General features: G+C 59.8%; 15 protein-coding genes. 4 read left to right on the top strand and 11 right to left on the bottom strand.

What is annotated here, in order from left to right:
* Positions 1-10: 10 nt before the first annotated feature.
* The 4 genes from GA0071314_RS01935 to GA0071314_RS01920 form a co-directional block, all read right to left on the bottom strand.
* Positions 11-1,261, bottom strand: a complete 1,251-nt coding sequence (locus GA0071314_RS01935; RefSeq protein WP_074395062.1) for a sarcosine oxidase subunit beta family protein — start codon at positions 1,259-1,261, stop codon at positions 11-13.
* Between the two features lie 25 nt (positions 1,262-1,286).
* Positions 1,287-2,588: a serine hydroxymethyltransferase gene (gene glyA / locus GA0071314_RS01930; protein ID WP_074395061.1), complete on the bottom strand. Its 1,302-nt coding sequence runs from the start codon at positions 2,586-2,588 to the stop codon at positions 1,287-1,289.
* 286 nt (positions 2,589-2,874) lie between these two features.
* Positions 2,875-3,909: a GlxA family transcriptional regulator gene (locus GA0071314_RS01925; RefSeq protein ID WP_074395060.1), complete on the bottom strand. Its 1,035-nt coding sequence runs from the start codon at positions 3,907-3,909 to the stop codon at positions 2,875-2,877.
* Positions 3,910-3,950: 41 nt separating this feature from the next.
* Entirely contained in the window at positions 3,951-5,057 is a 1,107-nt protein-coding gene (locus GA0071314_RS01920) for a hybrid-cluster NAD(P)-dependent oxidoreductase (protein WP_074398390.1), read from the bottom strand.
* A 361-nt stretch (positions 5,058-5,418) separates the two neighbouring features.
* Between GA0071314_RS01920 and GA0071314_RS01915 the strand changes: the two genes are divergently transcribed.
* From GA0071314_RS01915 to GA0071314_RS01905, 3 genes are all read left to right on the top strand, one after another.
* Positions 5,419-6,705 carry an aromatic ring-hydroxylating oxygenase subunit alpha gene (locus GA0071314_RS01915; protein WP_074395059.1) on the top strand — a complete coding sequence of 429 codons (1,287 nt, stop codon included), beginning with the start codon at positions 5,419-5,421 and terminating at the stop codon, positions 6,703-6,705.
* Positions 6,706-6,827: 122 nt separating this feature from the next.
* Complete coding sequence (locus tag GA0071314_RS01910; RefSeq protein ID WP_074395058.1) at positions 6,828-7,463, top strand: TetR/AcrR family transcriptional regulator; 636 nt, start codon at positions 6,828-6,830, stop codon at positions 7,461-7,463.
* A gap of 156 nt (positions 7,464-7,619) precedes the next feature.
* Positions 7,620-9,656, top strand: coding sequence for an NADH:flavin oxidoreductase (locus GA0071314_RS01905; protein WP_074398389.1), 2,037 nt, complete (start codon positions 7,620-7,622; stop codon positions 9,654-9,656).
* Positions 9,657-9,696: 40 nt separating this feature from the next.
* On the opposite strand, the gene GA0071314_RS01900 is transcribed toward GA0071314_RS01905, so the two are convergent.
* The 7 genes from GA0071314_RS01900 to fdhA all read right to left on the bottom strand — a co-directional run bounded on the left by GA0071314_RS01900 (position 9,697) and on the right by fdhA (position 20,409).
* Entirely contained in the window at positions 9,697-10,548 is an 852-nt protein-coding gene (locus GA0071314_RS01900) for an ABC transporter permease (RefSeq protein ID WP_074395057.1), read from the bottom strand.
* 3 nt (positions 10,549-10,551) lie between these two features.
* On the bottom strand, positions 10,552-11,805 hold the full coding sequence (locus GA0071314_RS01895; RefSeq protein ID WP_074395056.1) for an ABC transporter permease: 1,254 nt from the start codon (positions 11,803-11,805) through the stop codon (positions 10,552-10,554).
* 90 nt (positions 11,806-11,895) lie between these two features.
* Positions 11,896-13,005 carry an extracellular solute-binding protein gene (locus GA0071314_RS01890; protein ID WP_074395055.1) on the bottom strand — a complete coding sequence of 370 codons (1,110 nt, stop codon included), beginning with the start codon at positions 13,003-13,005 and terminating at the stop codon, positions 11,896-11,898.
* A 79-nt stretch (positions 13,006-13,084) separates the two neighbouring features.
* Entirely contained in the window at positions 13,085-14,224 is a 1,140-nt protein-coding gene (locus GA0071314_RS01885) for an ABC transporter ATP-binding protein (protein WP_074395054.1), read from the bottom strand.
* 285 nt (positions 14,225-14,509) lie between these two features.
* Positions 14,510-17,356 (bottom strand): formate dehydrogenase subunit alpha, encoded by a 2,847-nt coding sequence (fdhF, locus tag GA0071314_RS01880; protein ID WP_231896498.1) that lies wholly within the window; start codon positions 17,354-17,356, stop codon positions 14,510-14,512.
* Between the two features lie 4 nt (positions 17,357-17,360).
* On the bottom strand, positions 17,361-19,079 hold the full coding sequence (locus tag GA0071314_RS01875; protein WP_074395053.1) for an NAD(P)H-dependent oxidoreductase subunit E: 1,719 nt from the start codon (positions 19,077-19,079) through the stop codon (positions 17,361-17,363).
* 139 nt (positions 19,080-19,218) lie between these two features.
* The gene (fdhA, locus tag GA0071314_RS01870; protein ID WP_074395052.1) at positions 19,219-20,409 is read right to left on the bottom strand and encodes a formaldehyde dehydrogenase, glutathione-independent; all 1,191 of its coding nucleotides are present in this window, start codon (positions 20,407-20,409) and stop codon (positions 19,219-19,221) included.
* 245 nt (positions 20,410-20,654) lie between these two features.
* Here fdhA and GA0071314_RS01865 point away from each other — a divergent pair, with 245 nt between their 5' ends.
* Positions 20,655-22,244 carry a BCCT family transporter gene (locus GA0071314_RS01865; protein ID WP_074395051.1) on the top strand — a complete coding sequence of 530 codons (1,590 nt, stop codon included), beginning with the start codon at positions 20,655-20,657 and terminating at the stop codon, positions 22,242-22,244.
* Positions 22,245-22,300 lie beyond the last annotated feature (56 nt).

The raw sequence follows: 22,300 nt of genomic DNA, 5'->3' as shown, positions 1-22,300 counted from the left end.
CTGACTCCTTTTAGTGGGCCACGCCTGCGGCGCCGTGCTCGTCCACCAGCGCACCAGTGTGAAAGCGATTAATAGAGAACGGCGCCGCAATGGGATGCGCCTGGTTTTTCGCCAGGGTCCAGGCGAATACATGGCCTGATCCTGGGGTGGCTTTAAAGCCACCAGTGCCCCAGCCACAGTTAAAGAACAACCCCTTAACCGGTGTGGCGGAAAGGATCGGGCACGCATCCGGGCAGGTATCCACAATGCCGCCCCATTGGCGGTTCATGCGCACCCGCGAAAAGATGGGGAACATCTCAATCACCGCTTGCAGCGTGTGCTCGACGGTGGGGTAGCTGCCACGCTGCCCATAGCCGTTATAGCCGTCGATGCCTGCGCCGATGACCAGGTCTCCCTTGTCAGTCTGGCTGATATAACCGTGCACATGGTTGGACATCACCACTGTATCCAGCACCGGCTTGAGCGGTTCAGACACCAATGCCTGCAACGGGTGAGATTCCAATGGCAGCCTGAAGCCAGCCATCTTGGCCAATACCCCGGAATTACCTGCGGCCACGCAGCCCACGGTTTTTGCTTCGATATCACCGCGATTGGTATGCACTCCGTAGATACGGCCGTCGCGAATCTTGAAGCCAGTCACCTCGGTGTTCTGCAGAATATCCACGCCCAGCGCATCGGCTGCTCGGGCGAAGCCCCAGGCCACCGCATCATGACGCGCCACCCCGGCTCTCGGTTGCCACGAGGCGCCCAGAATGGGATAACGCGCATTTTTAGAGCAGTCCATAATCGGTACGATTGCCTGGATTTGCTCAGGGGTGAGTACCTCGCTGTCGATACCGTTCAAGCGGTTGGCATTTACGCGGCGCTGCACATCGCGCATATCCTGGAGCGTGTGGGCCAGGTTCATCACCCCACGCTGGGAGAACATCACGTTGTAGTTGATGTCCTGGGATAGCCCCTCCCACAGCTTCATGGAGTGCTCGTAAAGCGCTGCCGACTCGTCCCAAAGATAGTTGGAACGAACGATGGTGGTATTACGCGCCGTGTTACCGCCGCCCAGCCAACCTTTCTCGACCACGGCCACATTCGTGATACCGTGCTCCTTGGCCAGATAGTAGGCAGTGGCCAGGCCATGGCCACCACCGCCGACGATCACGACGTCGTACTGCTTCTTGGGGGTGGGATTACGCCACTGGCGCTCCCAGTTTTCATGATGACTTAGCGCGTGCTTGGCCAGCCCGAACCCTGAATAGCGTTGCATATAACTCTCCTGATTCGTAATGGCGTTACAGCGCCGTCTCGGCCGTTACTTGTGGTTCACGGCTCTCGCCATAAACCGGATGGCGCTCGCAAAGTGCTGAGACTTTCTCACGCACTTCGCTTTCCACCGCATCGGTGCTTCCGCGCTCAGCCAGGACATCAAGGATGTCGCAGATCCAACTGGCCAATTGCGCACAGTCCGTTTCATCGAAGCCACGCGATGTCGCGGCAGGCGTGCCAATACGCAGCCCCGAGGTGACAAAGGGGCTTTCCGGATCGTTGGGCACTGCGTTTTTATTGACAGTAATATGTGCCCGGCCCAGGGCCGCATCCGCGTCCTTGCCGGTCACACCCTGCTTGATCAGTGACAACAGGAAGAGGTGGTCATCGGTGCCGCCGGACACCACATCGAAGCCTCGTTCCATGAACACATTTGCCATGGCGCGCGCGTTTGCGATCACACGCTGCTGGTATTGCACAAAGTCCTGGCTCATCGCCTCTTTGAACGCGACCGCTTTAGCGGCTATCACGTGCATTAGCGGGCCGCCCTGCTGGCCAGGGAAGACAGCGCCATTGAGCTTTTTATACAGCGCGGCGTCGCCATGATCTGAAAGAATCAGCCCGCCACGCGGACCACGCAAAGTCTTATGAGTGGTGGTCGTGACCACATGGGCGTGGGGCACCGGGCTTGGGTAATGACCGGCGGCCACTAACCCAGCGACATGCGCCATATCGACCATCAGCCAAGCACCTACTTCATCCGCAATGGTGCGGAAACGACGCCAATCGACGACCCGCGAATACGCCGAGAAGCCGGCAATAATCATCTTCGGCTGGTGCTCGCGAGCCAAGCGTTCAACTTCTTCGTAATCGATCTCACCGGTTTCCGGCTTGAGGCCGTACTGCACGGCATGGTAATGCTTGCCGGAAAAATTAGGCGCGGCACCGTGAGTCAAATGCCCGCCATGGGCGAGACTCATACCCAGCACCGTATCGCCCGGTTTGATCAACGCCATGAAAACCGCGGCATTCGCCTGGGCTCCGGAGTGCGGTTGAACATTGGCATATTCAGCGCCAAACAAATCGCAAGCGCGGTTGATCGCCAACTGCTCGACCACATCGACATGCTCACAGCCACCGTAGTAGCGCTTACCGGGGTAGCCCTCGGCGTATTTGTTAGTAAGCACCGTGCCCTGAGCCTCAATCACTGCCCGGCTGGCATAGTTCTCGGAGGCAATTAGCTCGATATGCGCTTCCTGACGCGCCACCTCATCAGCGATGGCCGCCGCAATTTGGGAATCGAAGTTGGCAAGTGTGGAATGGTTCATAAAAATCTCCTGTTGTTATCGGCAGCCGTGACATGGGCGATTTAGTGGCTGAACTGGCAGCGGTTCACGTTGAGGCGCTTATGACCCCGACTGTGGGCATGCCAGTGCTTTCGCTCCTTACTATTAATACGCCACACTCGCTGAAATAAATTGAACAAATGCGACATATTTCCTGAACGCATGGAACACCAAACAGCAACTCATTGTTTAAAACGCCGTTTTTGGGTGCTTTTTATGAGCAGAGCGGCCTCGCCATAAAGCTTGATAAGCCGGGCGCCCAGCCCTCTCAGACGGCCAAGCGGTCATCAATATTTAGGAAGAAAGGATCAACTTGGTCACGACTGGGCGAGCTAGCACGTTTGCGCATTTCCGACGGCGTCATACTAAAGGCACTACGAAAATGACGTGAGAAATGGGCCGTATCGGCGAAGCCACAGCGCTCGCCTATCTCGGTAATACTTTTGCCTGTGTAATGCAGTAGCCAAGCGCCGTATCGAAGGCGAAGATCCCGCGCGAATTTCTGTGGACCCACGCCCAGAACGTCACTGAATCGACGCTCCAGGTTTCGACGGGAGGTGCCCACTCGCCCTGCCAGCTCATCCATCGAGATCATCTCTCCGAGATGTTGCTCAAGCACGGCGATCGCGCGACGCACCAATCGGTCATCAACCTTGCCGAACACAACAGGCTGTGGCTGGGGATGCGCGCCTTTTCGGGCTTCATCAAGCAGCATGATGTTCAGGCTTTTCATCGCCCACGCCTTACCCAGGTGCTTTTCTATCAGGTAGCCCGCCAGATCAGCCGCTGCGGCGCCGCCTGCACAGGTAATCCTGTCGCCATCATCGATGAACAAACGATCAGCGACAGGCTCAGTGTCAGGAAAACGGTGGTTCATGTCTCGATGGTGATACCAACTGATACAACAGCGGCGTCCCGTCATTAACCCCGCCTGAATCAGCGCGAATACGCCTGTACACACGCCAATCAATGGCACACCTAAGCTTGCTGCCTGGCGAAGGTAAGTAAGAGCGGCGCTATCCGGGCCATCCTGGTCGTCTTGGACGCCACCGATCACCACGATGTAGTCAAATTCATGGGGATCGCGAAACGCCTCACAGGGAGAGATGCTCGCCCCGCAGCTGGAAAGTGCCGCCTGCCCGCCGCTGGTCATGAAGCGCCAGTGGCAGCGCAACTGACGACTGCGATCGCCTTCGTCGGCAGCCAAGCGCAAACAGTCTACGAAGGCGGCAAAAGGAAAGAGCGTAAAGCGGTGTAGCAGCACAAACCCAATGGAAAGAGGCTTATTCAATAACATCGTCATTCGCAAGTACCTCTTTCATGTGCCACTAACACCATGTGCCACTAAAAATCCACGACCAGGTTACCCTTGGGACGACTGCAGCAGGACAGAATGTAGCCGTCTTCGACATCTTCCTCCGTAATACCACCGTTATGCTCCATTTCCACTTCACCCGACTTAAGTTCGACTCGGCAAGTGCCGCAAATCCCCATACCGCAGGCCTTGGGAATATGCAGACCAAGTTTTGCCGCCGCCGCATGCACGGTCTCACTAGGCTGGATACGCACACTTTTTCCTGATGACGCGAATTCGATGCTGTGCAGTTCATTGCTATCGACATTTTCGGCGTCGACTTCTGCTTGCTCGGCAAGCTCACGTACATCCTCACGGACATCAACCGGCGTAGCGCCAAACGACTCTTCGTGGTAGTGGTTCATGTCAAAGTTGTTGCTACGCAGGATGCGTTTGATGGCCTCCATATACGGAGTAGGGCCGCAACAAAATATCTCCCTATCCATGAAATCCGGCACCATCAGCTCGAACAGCGGCTTAGTGAGGTAGCCGCGGTAGCCGGCCCAGGCCTCACCAATATCTTCCTTACTCTCGCATATGATATGCAGCTTAAACTCAGGGATGCGCGAAAACATATGCACCAATTCGCGGTGATAAATGACATCGCGTGGGGCACGGGCGCTGTGGATGAACTCAACGTCGACAGCGGCGTTGGTATCGAAAAGCCAGCGTGTCATCGACATTAACGGGGTAATACCCACACCACCCGAGAGAAACAACACTTTCTCGGCCGGGTAATCGATAGAGTTAAAGTTACCTACCGGCCCGTGCACGACTAACTCGTCGCCCACCTTTAGATTGGCATGCAGCCAATTAGATACCTTGCCATCCGGAATCTGCTTGACGGTGATCGAAAAGCTGTAAGGGATAGAGGGAGAACTGGAGATCGTATAAGAGCGCATAACCGGCTCATTGTTGATCTCAAGCTCAAGCGTTACGAACTGACCAGGCTTGAAGAAGAACAGTACCGGCTGCTCGGCCATAAAGCAGAACGTGCGTACATCCTGGGTTTCCTGGATCACCTTGACGCAACGTACCTGGTGACGTCCGTTGGTCCAGGTTTGGGTCGTGACCGGATTGAAGAAATTAGTTGTCATTTTCGCCTCTGCCTGACCAGCCTTCATCGCTATGCATCACCGGACCGCATTCGTTATACGGCCAGTACCTTTGAGCTGCATTTTGGGTACGCGCCAGCTAACCGACTTACCTGACAGCGACGCGCACTTACCTCGTGCCACTCTTTATCGTTTAGAAACCTCTGTTTTAGTCGCCACTGCGTCACCTAATGTCGCGAGTAGATAACTGGCAGGGGCACGCCTGCAACACAATCTGTGACTTGATTCAGTTCGGGCATGAAAAAACGCCAGGTTACGCAACACAACAACAAGATTAAGCAATCTTGACTAACGGCCGACTCGCAGCCCTTTAGGGGGAGCAGAGGTTTACGAGGATACTGGTATGCAAAAAAGTGTTTCTAATCGGATGGACGACCCGCTCGCGGCGGCTCGTGAGTCAACGGCCGAGATGTTGCAGGAAAGAGAGCGAACCTTTTCGCTTCCACAGCCGTTTTACAACGATGCCCGCCTGTTCGCGTTGGACATGCAGGAGGTCTTCGAGAAAGAGTGGCTGTTTGCCGGCATGACGTGCGAGATCCCGGCCAAGGGTAACTTCATGACGCTGGATATCGGTGACAACCCCATTGTCATCGTGCGTGGCAATGAAGGCGCTGTCCATGCGTTTCATAACGTCTGCCGCCACCGCGGGTCGCGTCTTTGCGTCAAAGACAAGGGCAAGGTCGCCAAACTCGTCTGCCCCTACCACCAGTGGACCTACGAACTTGATGGTCGACTACTGTTTGCCGGCAGCGACATGGGCACTGACTTTGACCTCAACCAGTTTGGCCTCAAGCCGGTCAACGTGCGCACCGCCGGCGGCTTCATCTTTATCAACCTGAGCGATGAACCACCCGCGATTGACGACTTCCTGACCACCCTCGAGCACTATCTCGAGCCATACCAGATGGACAACGTCAAGGTCGCCACCGAGTCCAGCATCATCGAGCAGGCCAACTGGAAGCTGGTCATCGAAAACAACCGCGAGTGCTATCACTGCAACGGCGCCCACCCCGAGCTGCTGAACTCGCTGCAGGAGTTCGATGACACCGACGACCCACGCGCCACGCCCGCCTACAAGGCGCTGGTGGCCCGCAAACAGGCGGACTGGGATCAGGAGCAGATTCCCTACCAGCTGACGCGGCATGGCCAGCAGAACCGTCTGACCCGCACGCCGCTGCTGGATGGCATCGTGTCGATGACCATGGACGGCCAGCCCGGCTGCAAGAAGCTGATGGGCCGCCTGAAGAGCCCCGACATGGGCTCCCTGCGCATCCTGCACCTGCCCAACTCGTGGAACCACTTCATGGGTGATCACGCGGTCGTGTTCCGCGTGCTGCCGCTTGGCCCGCAGCAAACCGTGGTGACCACCAAGTGGCTGGTCCACAAGGATGCCGTGGAAGGTGTCGACTACGACCCCGAACAGCTTCGCCGCGTCTGGGATGCCACTAACGACCAGGATCGCCAGCTGGCCGAGGAGAACCAGCGCGGCATCAACTCCAAAGCCTACCAACCCGGCCCCTACTCCGAGACCTATGAGTTCGGCGTTATTGATTTTGTCGACTGGTATGCAAGGCGCATGCTCGAAAACTTGGGATACGAGGCGCCTGCGCTGCATCTAGCCCAAGGCTGACGTTTGAAATCTAAAGGCAGCGACGGTTGCCGTCTCTAGGGCTCAGCCCAAGGAACTGACAATGTGTACACATAACAGACACCTGTGTACACTTTGTCACAACATTCCTAGAGACGAGCTCGATGTCATACTCCAACACGCCCGCCGCCAAGGGCTCCCAAGACGTCTGGCTCGACGCGGCATTTGAGCTGCTGCTCGAATCGGGCGTCGACAGCGTGCGCATTCTTCCCCTGGCCAAGCGGCTCAAGCTTTCTCGCACCAGTTTCTACTGGTTCTTCAAGGACCGCGAGGCGCTGCTGGAAGCGCTGATCGCACGCTGGCGTGAAAAGAACACCCAGGGCCTGGTGGATCAGACCGAAGCCTATGCCGAGAATATCGTCGAGGCGATGCTCAACGTCTTCGACTGCTGGCTGAACCCTCAGCTGTTCGACTCACAGCTGGAATTCGCCATGCGCAGCTGGGCGCTGCAGTCGGCGCCAGTGGTGCGTGAAATCGATGCTGCCGATGCCACCCGTATCGAAGCGCTGACGCGTATGTTCGAACGCTACGGCTATGATTCGCTAGCGGCCAACGTGCGTGGCCGCACCATCTACCTAACCCAGATCGGCTATATTTCGATGAAGGCTCAGGAATCCCTCGAGGTGCGCATGCAGCGCATCCCCGCCTATGTCGAGATATTCACCGGCCAGCCGCCTGGTTGCAGGGAGCTGCAACGCTTCCATGCCCGCCATGGGTATGCTCCACCCGACACCGACTGACCACCGTAAGCCCGACCGGCTAACGCCATCTACCTGGCCGCGGTGATGGCGGGTGAACGTGATCGCCTCAAAATGTACATCGATGAACATTATATTGACAACTATGAACATAGACACCTAGATTTATCCAATGCACAACAAAATGGCGTCCTATCCATGCTTAACGATCCGCTACTGCAGCCCTTTCAGCTAAAGCACCTGACCCTGAAAAACAGGCTTATGATGACCGCCCATGAGCCCGCTTACCCCGAGGACGGGATGCCCAAGGCACTCTACCGTGCCTACCACGTCGAGCGCGCCAAGGCAGGCCTTGGCCTGACCATGACCGCCGGGTCCGCGGCGGTGGCCAAGGACAGCCCGCCGGTGTTCAACAACATCCTCGCCTATAAGGATGAAGTGGTGCCGTGGATGCGCGAGCTGACCGACGCCTGCCACGAACACGGCACTGCGGTAATGATCCAGCTGACTCACCTGGGCCGGCGCACCCGTTGGGACAAGGGCGATTGGCTTCCAGCGGTATCGTCTTCGCATCGTCGCGAGGCGTCCCACCGCGCTTTTCCCAAGCAGGTCGAGGAGTGGGATATCGAGCGCCTGATCCGCGATTACGCCGATGCCGCCGAGCGCATGCACGCCGCCGGCCTCGATGGAATCGAGCTGCAGGCCTATGGCCACCTGATGGATCAGTTCTGGTCGCCGCTGACCAATACCCTTGAGGGGCCTTACGGCGGGGATCTCGACAATCGATTGCGTTTCACTTTCGAGGTGCTGCGCGCCATTCGCCAGCGGGTGGGGGAAGCGTTTATCGTCGGCGTGCGCTACACCGGCGATGAGATGCTGCCGGGCGGGCTGACGTCCGGCGACGGGATGGATATCTCACGGCGCCTGAAGGACAGCGGCCTGGTCGACTTCCTCAACGTGGTTCGCGGCCACATCGACACAGACGCGGGGCTCACCGACGTGATTCCCATCCAGGGCATGCCCAGCGCCCCGCACCTGGATTTCGCCGGTGAAATACGTCGCGAGGTCGACTTTCCCACCTTCCATGGCGCCAAGATCCAGGATGTCGCCACTGCCCGTTATGCCATCGCCTCAGGCAAGGTCGACATGATCGGCATGACCCGCGCTCATATGGCCGACCCGCACATCGTGCGCAAGATCATCGAAGGCCGAGAAGAGGAGATCCGCCCCTGCGTCGGTGCCAACTACTGTCTGGATCGTATCTATCAGGGTGGCGCCGCCTACTGCATCCACAACGCCGCCACCGGGCGCGAAACCAGCATGCCCCACACTATCCCTAGGGCAGCTCAGCAGCGGCGAGTAGTGATCATTGGCGCCGGGCCGGCGGGGCTGGAAGCTGCCCGGGTCGCCGGCGAGCGGGGTCATTCGGTGGTGGTGCTGGAAGCTGCCAGCGATGCCGGTGGGCAGGTGCGACTCACCGCCCAGAGCGCGCGGCGCCGTGAGATGCTGGGCATTATCGATTGGCGCCTGGCGCAGTGCGAAGTGCTTGGCGTCGAGATTCGCTACAACGTCTGGGCCGAGGTGGAGGACGTGCTCGCCGAGCAGCCGGACGTGGTGATCGTGGCCACCGGCGGCTATCCCATGGAAGATCAGCCTGAGGTCGGCAGTGAGCTGGTGGTCAACACCTGGGATATCCTGTCCGGTCATGTGCCACCGGGTAAGCGGGTGCTGCTATTCGACGATGCTGGCGACCACGCCGCCCTGCAGGCGGCGGAGATCATTGCCGCTGCGGGGGCCGAGCTCGAAATCATGACGCCGGATCGCACCTTCTCCGCAGAGATCATGGCCATGAACCTGGTGCCCTACATGCGCTCCCTGCAGCGCCCCAACGTCACCTTCACGCCGACTTACCGGCTGAAGTCCGTGGCCCGCGATGGTGGCGAGCTACTGGCCAAGATCACCAGCGACTACATGGACCTCGAGCACGAACGGCGCATTGATCAGGTGGTGGTCAACTACGGCATCACGCCCATGGCCGACATCTATTTCGAGCTCAAACCGCATGCCAGCAACGGCGGCGAGGTGAACTACGATGACCTGATCGTGGGCAACCCCCAGCGCGTCATCAACAATCCGGATGGCCGTTTCCAGCTGTTCCGGATCGGCGATGCCGTCGAGTCCCGGAACACCCACGCGGCCATCTACGACGCGCTCAGGTTGGTCAAGGACATTTAGTTCCCGCAGCAAACCAGCGTGGCTTTCATGCTGTTTAGGCTCACTCGGGTGTGACCCCACGCAGCCGCTCGCTGCGACGGCGTAACAGCTCAAGGGTGGTGAGCAGCAGCATCGATAGCAGTACCAGCAGGGTGGCCACGGCAAGGATCGTCGGGCTGATCTGCTCGCGAATGCCGGACCACATCTGAATCGGCATGGTGCGCTGCTCAGGCCCCGCAATGAACAGCACCACCACCACCTCGTCGAAGGACGTAATGAAGGCGAACAGCGCCCCCGACACCACCCCTGGCGTGACCAGCGGCAGCACCACCTTGAAGAAGGTCCGCGTGGGATTGGCGCCGAGGCTATGCGCGGCGCGGATCAGCGTGGTGTCGAAGCTCGATAGCGTGGCGGTCACGGTGATGATCACGAAGGGAATGCCCAGCGCCGTATGGGCCAGAATCACCCCCACGTAGGTCTGGGCGAGATTGACCTTGGAAAAGAAGAAGAACATCGCCGCCGCCGAGATAATCAGCGGCACGATCATCGGCGAGATCAGCAGCGCCATGATGACGCCACGCGCCGGCATGTACCGACTCGACAAACCCAGCGCCGCCACCGTCCCCAGCACCGTGGCCAGAAACGTCGACGCGATGCCGATAATGAAGCTGTTCTTGATGGCATTGAGCCATGCGCTCGACGTAAAGAAGTCCTGATACCAGCGCAGCGAATAACCGGCCGGGTCGAAGGTCAGCATTTCCTTGCTGAAGGTAAAGTAGGGCTGCGAATTGAACGACAGCGGGATAATCACCAGCAGCGGCCCAATCAGGAACAGAAAGACCAGCCCGCAGATGCCCAGGAATAAGTAGTGCCAGATACGCTCGCCACGAGTGGCATAAGAAGGAATGGCCATCGTTTACCCCAGCTTGACCTTGTCGACGCCGATCAGGCGATTGAATACCAGATAGCAGATAATCACCACGAACAGCAGGATCGAGGCAATGGCGGCCGCCAGCCCCCAGTTGAGCGATGTCTGCATGTGATAGGCGATATAGTTGGTGATAAAGCGCCCTGACTGCCCGCCCACCAGCGCCGGCGTGATGTAATAGCCGATCGACAGAATGAACACCAGAATACCGCCAGCGGCGATGCCCGGAATCGTCAGCGGGAAGTAGACGCGGCGGAAACTGAGAAACGGCTTGCCCCCGAGCGAACGCGCCGCCCGCATGTAGCTTGGCGGGATGGTCTTCATTACCGAGTAGAGCGGCAGGATCATGAACGGCAGCAGGATGTGCGTCATGGCGATGATGGTGCCCATCTTGTTGTGAATCATCTGCCAACGCGCCTCGTCTGCCACCACACCTAGCGACACCATCACGTCGTTGAGCACGCCCTGGGATTGCAGGATGGCGATCCAGGTGGTGGTGCGCACCAGCAGCGAGGTCCAGAACGGCAGCAATACCAGGATCATCAGCAGGTTGGAGCGACGCGCCGGAAGACTCGCCAGCAGGAAGGCCACCGGATAACCGAGCAGCAGCGTCAGGCCGGTGATGACGGCACTCATCCACAGCGTTCGCCAGAACAGAGTGGCATGGACCCGCATGTGCTCCGGCACCTTGACGATCTCGCCGTCCGGGCTCATCTGGCGGTCTACCGCCGCCAGATAGTAAGACGGCGTGAAAGGCCGTGACTCACGCTTGATCAACCGCCATGTGTCGGTCTCTCCCCAAGCACGATGGGCGTCAACCAGAGACTCACGGAACGGCGGCTCGAGGTTAGCGGCACCACGCGCAGTGCGGCTTATCGCCGAGCGCATGCCCGACTTCTCGTAGTTCAACCGACTGGACAAGGTTCCCATGCTGCGCTCGGCCTGGCCCACGCGCAGGTCCTCGGCAAGCGCGGCGAAGGCCTCCTCGTCGGGCAGGTCAGTGCCGTCCCAGCGCTCCAGGGCGGCGGCAGTACGCGGCAAGTAGGTAGAAACCTCAGGATTGTCGACGCTGCGCCACAGCATCTCAAGAATGGGCATCACGAAGGCAATGATCAGGAACGCCAGCAGCGGCGCGACCAGTAGCAGCGCCTTGATTTTCGAGCGTCGCACAGTACGACGCAGACTGACCTTGAGCGGCACACCATCCGCCGTTCTCAAAGGGGCTTCCGGAGACTCGGACACTTAGGTCTCTCCCATCAGGCGAAAGAAGCGATCAGCAAGATCGGTGATCAACATGCCGCCGCCCGATGGTCACCGGGCGGCGGCAGACCCTTATTGGGACAGCCAGGCGTCAAAGCGCTGGGTCAGCTCGTCGTTGAAGTCCGCCCAGAACAGGTCATCTTTCTGTATCGCCGTCTCAAAGTTCGGATCATAGGTGGGCATATGCTCTTCCATCTCGATGCCGGTCTCGGCATGAGTGGAGACAAATTCCGCGGAAGATTTGCGCGCCGGGCCGTAGGAAATGTACTTGGCCTGGTCAGCGAGACGCTGGGTATCGGTGGCGAAATGGAGATAATCCTTCACCTTGTCGAGCTTTCCGGTAGGTACGACCCAGCCATCCAGCTCGAATACCTGGGCATCCCAGATGATCTCGAAGGGTTGGTCTTCAGTAACCATGGCATTAAAGATCCGGCCATTATACGCAGAGGCGAAGGCCACCTCTTGGTCGGCCAGCAGCTGCGGTGGCTGGGCGCCCTCTTCCCACCAGATGATCTCGTCCTTGATGGTATCGAGCTTGGCAAGAGCACGTTCAACGCCTTCTTCAGTCTCAAGCATGGCGTAAACCTCATCACGCTCGACGCCATCAGCGATCAAGGCCCATTCCATGTTGTTGATCGGCTTGCGCAGCAGGGCCCGCTTGCCCGGGTAGTTTTCCAGGTCGAAGACATCCTCGATGGTGCTGGGCTGGTCGTCTTCGGGAAACATCTCGCTGTTGAAGGCGACGATATTCGAATAGACGATGGATGCCACGAAACAGTCGCCCAGGGCACCGTCGACGAAGTCCTCACTGGGCGGCGTACCATCCGGGGCGTCGGCCAGCAGTTCGTCATGGTCAAGCGGCTCGATCAGGCCTTCATCACAGGCAATCATGGCATCGGCCGGGAGCATGTCGACCAGATCCCAGGTGACGTTGCCAGCCTGACTTTGGGAGCGTAATCCGGCCAGGGCATTCCCGCTGCGGTCAATATTGACGATCTCGTCGCCGGTCTTTTCCATCCACGGCTTATCGTAAGCCTCGTGCTGGCTCATGCTGTAAGCACCGCCCCAGGACACAATGTTCAACGTCTGCTCGGCATGGGCGCTGACCGCCACGGCCAGTGCCGAGACCCCCAGGGCAGCGACACCCGTCTTGACAATGCGATTATTGATGCTGATTTTCATGGTTATTCTCCGTTTATTGTTGCCATCGCCGCCGACACCGTGGGATGCCGAGAAACGGCGCACTTGACTGCCGTCCTGCTCATGCATCCAGCGCTCGGCAATCGGCGCTCGACCAGCCGACCTGAATCTGCTGGCCGGGGCGCATAACCCCGCCCCCCTGGGCGTTGGGTGTTTTCAAAATAAAGTCATCGTTACCGCACACCGACACCCGCGTGCGCAAATGGTCGCCAAGGTAGATCACTTCCTGCACGGTGGCGGTAAATTGATTCTCGAACTGTTCCGCCGCATCCCCGCGCAGGATGCTGACCCGCTCGGGGCGAAGCGACAGCGTCGTGCGTGTGCCCGCGCCGCTTACCGCCACTGCTTTGGCAACCACCGTGTCGCCGCTATCAAGGCGCACCTTGCAGTTATCACCAAGGCGCTCACTGACCTCACCCTGCAGGCGGTTGTTTTCGCCAATGAAATAGGCAACGAAAGCGTTCTCTGGCCGCTCGTAGAGCTCATCCGGCGAGGCCAGCTGCTGCACGACACCGTCGTTGAAGACCGCAATGCGGTCGGACATGGTCAGTGCTTCGGTCTGGTCGTGGGTGACATAGATCATGGTCACCCCGAGGCGGGCGTGAATGCGCTTGATCTCGTACTGCATCTCTTCACGCAGATTCTTGTCCAGCGCACCCAAGGGCTCGTCCATCAGCACCAGTTCAGGCTCGAAGACCAGCGCCCGGGCCAAGGCCACGCGCTGCTGCTGGCCGCCGGAGAGCTGTGCCGGGCGGCGGTCGCCAAACTCTTCAAGGCGCACCATGGCCAGTGCCTTGGCGACTTTTTCCTTGATCTGTGCTTTGTTGAGGTGACGTACTTCGAGCGGGAAGGCGAGGTTCTCAGCCACCGTCATGTGCGGGAACAGCGCATAGTTCTGGAAGACCATGCCGATGCCGCGCTTGTGCGGCGGCAAGCCGCTGATCGGCTCGTCTTTCAGCAGAATCTCACCGTGGGTGGGGGTTTCGAAGCCTGCCATCATCATCAGGCAAGTGGTCTTTCCAGAGCCCGAAGGCCCCAGCAGGGTGACGAATTCACCCTTGCGGATATCAAGGTTGAAGTCCTTGACGACCAGTTCGACACCGTCATAGCTCTTTTGGACATTGACGAAGCGGGCAAAACTCGACGGCGCCTCGCTCGTCGCCGCCCTCGCCTCCCCAGCGTCTGCAAGGGTCTCGTTCATGCACATCCCCCGATAAAGGTCCCGTTGCGCTAAGGTCGGTGCACGTTTCAACACCCACCTCACGCCTCCCCTGGAACGCGATTGATTTATATTTTTTTGCTAATGCTTGATAACGACAATAAGGCGAGCTTACATCGCATTACAATTTTCGAGGGGACAATTAGCGTTGAATATCAACCTGTCACACGCGCAGCAAAGTCAACTAAGGAAGTGTTTTCTGCATGCCTGGAAACGAAAACGCCCATGGAGGCAACCTCCATGGGCGGGCAGGGGAATGGTGATCAGTCAGGCCACGTCGGCGCGGCTCAACCGGCAGGCGGCGTACTTGAACTCGGGAATCTTCCCAAACGGGTCCAGCGCCGGATTGGTGAGTAGATTCGCTGCCGCTTCGCCGTAACAGAAGGGCACGAAGACCATGCCCTCGGGCATGCCCGGGTCGGTTCTCGCCTTGAGGGTGATGGAGCCTCGCCGGGTGGCGATCGTCAGATCATCGCCCGGCGCCATTCCCAGCCGGATAAACTCAGCGGGCGCCAGGCTCGCTACGGCTTCCGGCTCCAGGTCGTCGAGCACCTTGGCGCGGCGGGTCATGGAACCGGTATGCCAGTGCTCCAGTTGGCGACCAGTGGTCAGTACCGTCGGGTAGTCGTTGTCCACCGGCTCATCCGGCGGTAACGGGCGCGTGGGCGCAAATTTCGCCCGGCCGCTGGCGGTGGGAAACGCATCGCTGAAGACCACGTCGTGCCCCGGCGCGTCTTCCGCTGGGCAGGGATAGGTGACCGACTGCTCGCGCTCCAAACGCTCCCAGGAAATATGGTCGAGAGAGGCCATGCCTTGCTTCATCTCGGTGAAGACATCCCGCGGGTGCTGGTAGTTCCAGTCCAGGCCGAAACGTTTGGCCATTTCCTGGGTAATCCACCAATCCGGCTTGGCCTGGCCGGGTAGCGGCACGGCCGCACGGCCCATCTGCACCTGGCGATTGGTGTTGGTCACGGTACCGTTCTTCTCCGGCCAGGCGGAGGCCGGCAGGATGACGTCGGCGAACTGGGCGGTCTCGGTGACGAAGAGGTCCTGAACCACCAGATGCTCCAGCTTGGCCAAGGCTGCCCTGGCGTGGTCCAGGTCCGGGTCGGACATGGCCGGGTTCTCGCCCTGAATGAGCATGCCGCGGATGGTGCCGGCGGCGATGGCATCCATGATTTCCACCACGGTGAGGCCCGGCTTGGGATCCAGCTTGGAGTTCCACAGCTCTTCAAACGCCGCGCGTACCTGATCATCGCTGACCGGCTGGTAGTCGGGCATCACCATGGGGATCATGCCCGCATCGGACGCCCCCTGAACGTTGTTCTGCCCTCGCAAAGGGTGCAAGCCGGTGCCGGGGCGCCCGGTTTGGCCGCAGGCCAGCGCCAGCGAGATCAGGCCACGCGCGTTGTCGGTGCCGTGAGTATGCTGGGAAATACCCATGCCCCAGAAGATCATCGCCCGCTCGGCGTTGGCATAGAGCCGCGCCACTTGACGAATGGTTTCAGGCGCAACGCCGCATAGGCTGCTCATCGCTTCGGGCGTCATATCTACCGTATGCACTTTAAGGGCCTCGAAGCCTTCGGTGTGCTCGGCAATATAGGCCGTGTCATAAAGTTCTTCACTGATGATCACGTTGAGCATGGCGTTGAACAGCGCCACGTCGGCGCCCGGCGAGAAGCGCACGCTCAGGTGAGCGTAGGCATCCAGCGCCTGGCCGCGGGGGTCGAGGATCACGATCTTGGTACCGCGCTTGGCGGCCTGCTTGAAGAAGGTGGCCGCCACGGGATGGTTCACCGCCGGGTTACAGCCGGTCAGGATCACCACGTCTGCCTGCTCGGCCTGCATGAAGGAGGCGGTCACGGCACCGGAGCCAATGCACTCCATCAACGCCGCCACCGAGCTTGCGTGGCACAACCGCGTGCAGTGATCCACATGGTTGGAGCCGAAGCCGGTACGCACCAGCTTCTGGAATAGCCACGCCTCTTCGTTGGAGCACTTGGCGCTGCCGAACCCGGCCAGGGCGTCGGGGCCATGGGCCGCTTTCAGGTCCACCAGCCCGCCGGCGGCAACCTCCAGGGCTTCGTCCCAGCTCGCCTCGCGAAAATGGGTCAGGGGCTTGGCGGGATCGAAATCCGGATCGATGCCCTTGGCCACGCCTTCGCGACGAATCAGCGGCGTGATCAGCCTGGAGGGATGGCGCGGATAGTCGTAGCCGAAGCGCCCTTTGACGCATAGCCGGTTCTGGTTGGAGGGGCCTTCGCGGCCCTCCACATACAGGATCTCGTCGTCCTTGATATGGTAGGTCAGTTGGCAGCCCACCCCGCAGTACGGGCATACCGAGTCGACCTGGCGATCGGCCGCTGCGGAGTCGCCGTGGCCATGTTGATCGACCAGGGTCGCGGGCATCAGGGCGCCGGTGGGACAGGCCTGGACACACTCCCCGCAGGCCACGCAGGTGCTATCCCCCATGGGGTCGTCGAAGTCGAAGACGATCTTCGAGGCCGCGCCGCGGTGCGCCAGGCCGATGACGTCGTTGACCTGCACATCACGGCAGGCGCGCACGCACAGGTTGCACTCGATACAGGCATCAAGGTTGACGCGCATGGCAGAGTGGCTGCTGTCATGTTCCAGGCTATCCGCCCGGGAGGCCACATGGTGTACGGTGGGCGCCTCGCGCTCATCGCGCCGGGGCAGCTTGCGGCGCACCTCTGTGGCATCAATAGCCAACTGGTCAGCCATGGCCCAAAAGTGGCTTGAGCTGTCGGGGCTCGCTTCCCGCTCTGGCTGGTCGACTAGCAGCATCTCCATGACCGTCTTGCGGGCCGCGTTTGCGCGTTCAGAGCCCGCGCTATTGACCACCATCCCGGGCGCCGCCTGGCGTAGGCAGCTGGCGGCCAACGCCCGCTCACCCTCGATTTCCACCATGCAGGCCCGGCAGTTGCCGTCGGCGCGGTAGCCGCTGGCGTCCTTGAAACAAAGATGGGGAATGGTTTCACCGGCGCGCTTGGCCACCTGCCAGAGGCTTTCACCGGGGTAAGCGCTGACGTCAATGCCGTCCAGCGTCAGCGTGAAGCTTGTGTCCGAGTTTTGTTCGCTCATGGTCATGTTCATCCCCCTACCCCTTGACGATGACGTTCTGGGCGGCCAGCTCGCCGCGGAAATCCTTGAGCAGCCCGAGCACCGGGTTAGGTGCTGCCTGGCCAAGCCCACAGATAGAGGCATCTATCATCACCAGGGAAAGCTGCGTCATCAGCCCGGCGTCCCATTCATTGCGCTCGAGCAGCGTGAGCATCTTTTCCGTGCCCACCCGGCAGGGCGTGCATTGACCACAGGATTCATCGGCAAAGAAAGCCAGCAGGTTGGTCGCGACCCCGCGCAGATCGTCCTTGTCAGAAAGTATGATCACCGCGGCGGAGCCGATAAAACAGCCGTGTTCCTGAAGGGTGTCGAAGTCGAGGGGGATATTGGCCTTGGCGGCGGGCAGAATGCCGCCGGAGGCGCCGCCGGGCAGGTAGGCCGCCAGACGGTGGCCGTCGGCCATGCCGCCGCAATACTCGTCAATCAATTCGCTAAGCGTGATCCCCGCCGGCGCCAGATACACGCCAGGGTTTTTGACCCGGCCCGAGACCGAGAAACTGCGCACCCCCACGCGGCCGTGGCGACCCTGGCTTGCGAAAGCCTCCGCGCCACGCTGCCAGATCATGGGGATCCAATAGACGGTCTCGACGTTATTGACCAGCGTCGGCTGATCAAAGAGCCCTTTCTGGGCCACAAACGGCGGGCGATGGCGGGGCTTGCCCGGCTTGCCTTCCAGGGATTCGATCATCGCCGACTCTTCGCCGCAGATATAGGCCCCGGCGCCGCGACGCAGCACGATGTAACCAGGCGCCACCAGGCCGGCGGCCTCAAGCTCGCCAATGGCCTCGCGCAGTACGCCATGCAAGGCCGGATACTCATCGCGCAAATAGATATACAGCGCCTCGGCGTCGACCGCCCAGGCGCTGACCAGGGCGCCTTCAAGAAACTGGTGGGGCGAGCGTTCAAGGTAATAGCGGTCCTTGAAGGTGCCAGGTTCGCCCTCGTCGGCATTGATGGCGCAGTAGCGGGGGCCGGCCTCCTGACGCACGAAGGTCCACTTCTTGAAGGTGGGGAAGCCCGCGCCGCCCAAGCCACGCAGGTTGGCCTGCTGCATCGCCTCCATCAACGCTTCCACCGTGACCTCACCGTCGCGGCAGGCCTTGAGCAGTGCGAAACCACCCTCGTGCCGGTAGTCGTCCAGCCGCTGCCAGTCGACGGTAGCGGGGTGAAAGTGCGCCCCCTCGATCACCGTCGCAATACTCTCTTGGGTGGCAAACAAAACATGATGATGTCCTACTTCCGCCACCGGTGCCGTGTCGCAGCGGCCCATGCAGGGCGCCCGCAGTACCCGCACCTGCTCGATATCCACATTGGCTTCCAACTGGGCCTTCAGCGCCTCGGCACCGGCCAGCTGGCAGGCCAGAGAATCACAAACGCGGATGGTCAACGCGGGCGGCGTCTCCTGATCGTCGTGAATCACATCGAAGTGGGCATAGAAGGTGGCCGTCTCGTAGACGGCCGCCATGGGCAGGTTCATGTAGGCCGCCAGGGCACGCAGGTCCGCCAGCAGCAGATGGCCCCGGGCATCCTGAATAACATGCAAATGTTCGATCAGCAGGTCACGGCGGCGCAGCGTGGCGTCTTCGCGTTCGTCGCCCAGCAGGTCACGCAATCCCTCAAGGCGGTTGGGATCGAGCTCACGGCCGCGGGGCTTGCCGCGAAAGGGGCGCTTGGGGGTCACGGTCTGAACGGTCATTGGGCACTCATTATTATCTTGATCGGCTTTTTTACGTAGGAACGAAGACGGCACCCCGCGGGGCGCCGTCTAGGGTCTCGCTACCCCACCGCCAGGCAGGGGTTAGGGCTGTTTACTAAAGTGCTGAGTTAATACGTTATTAGGCCACGCTGCCATGTGGGTCAATAACGAATTTCTTGGCCGCACCACCATCGAAGTCAGCGTAGCCCTGGGGCGCCTGATCCAGGTTAATCATCTGGACATTGACCGCATCGGCGATATTGACCTTGCCAAACAGAATAGCCTGCATCAGTGGGCGATGGTACTGCATCACCGGACACTGCCCAGTATGGAAACTGTGGGACTTAGCCCAACCAAGACCAAAGCGCATGCTCAAGGCACCCTGCTTGGCAGCATCGTCTTCCGCGCCGGGATCTTCGGTCACGTACAGGCCGGGGATACCGATCTGGCCACCCGCGCGGGTCAGCGACATCGCCGAGTTGAGCACCGTGGCGGGCGCTTCTTTGCCGTGGTTGCAGCCACAGGCGTGGGCTTCGAAGCCAACGCAGTCGACAAAGGCATCGACCTCGCGCTCGCCGAGAATCACCTCGATCTTGTCGGCCATGTCACCGTCCTGGGTCAGGTCGATGGTCTCGCAGCCAAAGCTGCGGGCCTGGGCCAGGCGCTCTTCGATCATATCGCCAACGATCACGCAGGCCGCACCCAGCAACTGAGCGGAAACCGCGGCCGCAAGCCCGACGGGCCCGGCACCGGCGATATAGACGGTGCTGCCCGGGCCGACACCGGCGGTCACGCAGCCGTGGAAGCCGGTGGGGAAGATATCGGAAAGCAGGGTCAGATCCTTGATCTTCTCCATGGCCTGATCGGCGTCCGGGAACTTCAGCAGATTAAAGTCGGCGTAGGGGACCATGACATATTCGGTCTGGCCGCCGACCCAGCCGCCCATATCCACATAGCCATAGGCGGCGCCAGGGCGGGCTGGATTGACGTTGAGGCAAATACCGGTGCGGCCCTCTTTACAGTTGCGGCAGCGGCCACAGGCGATGTTGAATGGCACCGAGACCAGGTCGCCCGGTTTGATGAATTCGACGTCACGGCCGGTCTCAATAACCAGCCCAGTGATTTCGTGGCCGAGTACCAGGCCAGGTGAGGCAGTGGTGCGACCACGCACCATATGCTGGTCGCTGCCACAGATATTGGTGGTAACGACCTTGAGAATCACGCCGTGCTCGCATTTGCGATTGCCTAAAGCAAGTTCAGGATAGGCAATGGATTCAACGGCGACTTCACCCGGTCCTTTGTAGACCACTCCGCGGTTGGCTGCATTCATGGCTGGCTCCTGTAGTTTATTGTTCTGCTCGATAGGGTGGATTGCGCTTTTCCACCCTATCCCCTCCGCGTCTTAGGACTTACCCCAAAAAGGCACTCACATATCTATTCAAGACATCCTAGCCAGAACGAATAGATAGAGGTCGCTTTCACGACACTCTTGTTCTTAAACAGGGCCAACAATTCGGTGCGTCGGCGATGCCTGGCTCATATCCGACGTCTAACAAGAGCAACCAAGGAACCCTGATGAACAACAATGACGACCCGGTCCTGTCGCCCGGACAGGACAATACTCAGATAATGGGGCTGGATTTTCATAACCCCGTCTTTCCGCTTTCCGCTCTCGCCATCCTACTGTTTATTATCTACGCGCTGGTCTACCCAGATGCCGCTAATACTCACCTGGGGCTTGCCAAGAACTGGTCGATCGAACACTTCGACTGGCTATTCATGATCGCGGGCAACATCTTTGTGGTGTTCTGTCTCGTACTGATCTGCTTGCCTTTGGGGCGGATTCGTCTGGGCGGCAAAGATGCGAAGCCGGAATACTCGCGCACCTCCTGGTTCGCCATGCTGTTTGCGGCGGGCATGGGCATCGGCCTGATGTTCTGGAGCGTTGCTGAGCCCGTGGCCTACTACACCGACTGGTACGGCACGCCTTTGAATGCGCCGGCGGGCACCCCGGAGGGCGCCAGCGCCGCCATGGGGGCGACCATGTTCCATTGGGGCCTGCACCCCTGGGCCATTTATGGTGTGGTGGCACTGTCACTGGCTTTCTTTGCCTATAACAAGGGCCTGCCGCTTACGCTTCGCTCCGCCTTTTACCCGATACTTGGCGAGCGAACCCGCGGCTGGGCAGGCCATATCATCGATATTCTTGCCGTGCTGGCCACTATTTTCGGCCTGGCCACTTCGCTTGGCTTTGGCGCTACCCAGGCAGCTGGCGGGCTTGCCTATCTGTTCGATATCCCTAATACCATCGGCACCCAGCTGGCGATTATCGTGGTAGTCACGGTGATTGCGCTGATCTCGGTATGGCGGGGTATCGACGGCGGCGTGAAGCTTTTCTCAAATATCAACATGGTCATCGCGGCCGTGCTGTTGCTGTTTGTGGTCGTGGCGGGGCCGACCCTGATGATTCTGACAGGGATTGGCACCACCGCGCTGGACTATGCAAGCCACCTTCTGCCGCTGTCGAACTGGGTTGGTCGCGACGACGATACCTGGTATCACGGCTGGACCATCTTTTACTGGGCATGGTGGATCTCCTGGTCTCCGTTTGTCGGCATGTTTATCGCGCGCGTGTCGCGAGGCCGGACGGTGCGTGAGTTCCTGATCGCGGTGCTGCTGGTGCCGACGCTGGTCACCCTGGTATGGATGAGCGCCTTTGGCGGCACGGCGATTTTTCAGGCCTCAAACGAAGTGGGCGAGCTGGCAAACGGTATTGACGACGTCTCGCTTGCCATGTTCCACATGCTGGAACAATTGCCCCTGACCAGCATTACCTCGACGCTCGCGATCATTCTGGTGCTGGTGTTCTTTATTACCTCATCGGACTCCGGCTCGCTGGTGATCGACAACATCACCGCGGGCGGCAAGACCGATGCCCCCAAAAGCCAGCGGGTCTTTTGGGCCACGCTTGAAGGGGTGATTGCCGGCGTGCTGCTGTATGGCGGGGGGAGCACGGCCCTCAGCGCGCTGCAGGCAGGCGCGGTCGCCACCGGCCTGCCCTTTACGCTGGTGCTGCTGGTGATGTGCTTCAGCTTGTATATAGGACTGCACAAGGAGCAGCAGCGACTTTCTGGCAAGGTACCCACCACGTCGCTCCAAAAGTGATGTCGCAACATGACGGGAGCGCCTTGTAGGCGCTCCTTCTTGGGGCTCGTTTAGCC

This window comes from Halomonas sp. HL-93 (genome assembly GCF_900086985.1).
In the GTDB taxonomy this organism is placed as follows: domain Bacteria; phylum Pseudomonadota; class Gammaproteobacteria; order Pseudomonadales; family Halomonadaceae; genus Vreelandella.
The sequence above is the reverse complement of the archived record's forward strand: the minus strand, read 5'-3'. Positions and strand labels throughout refer to the sequence as shown.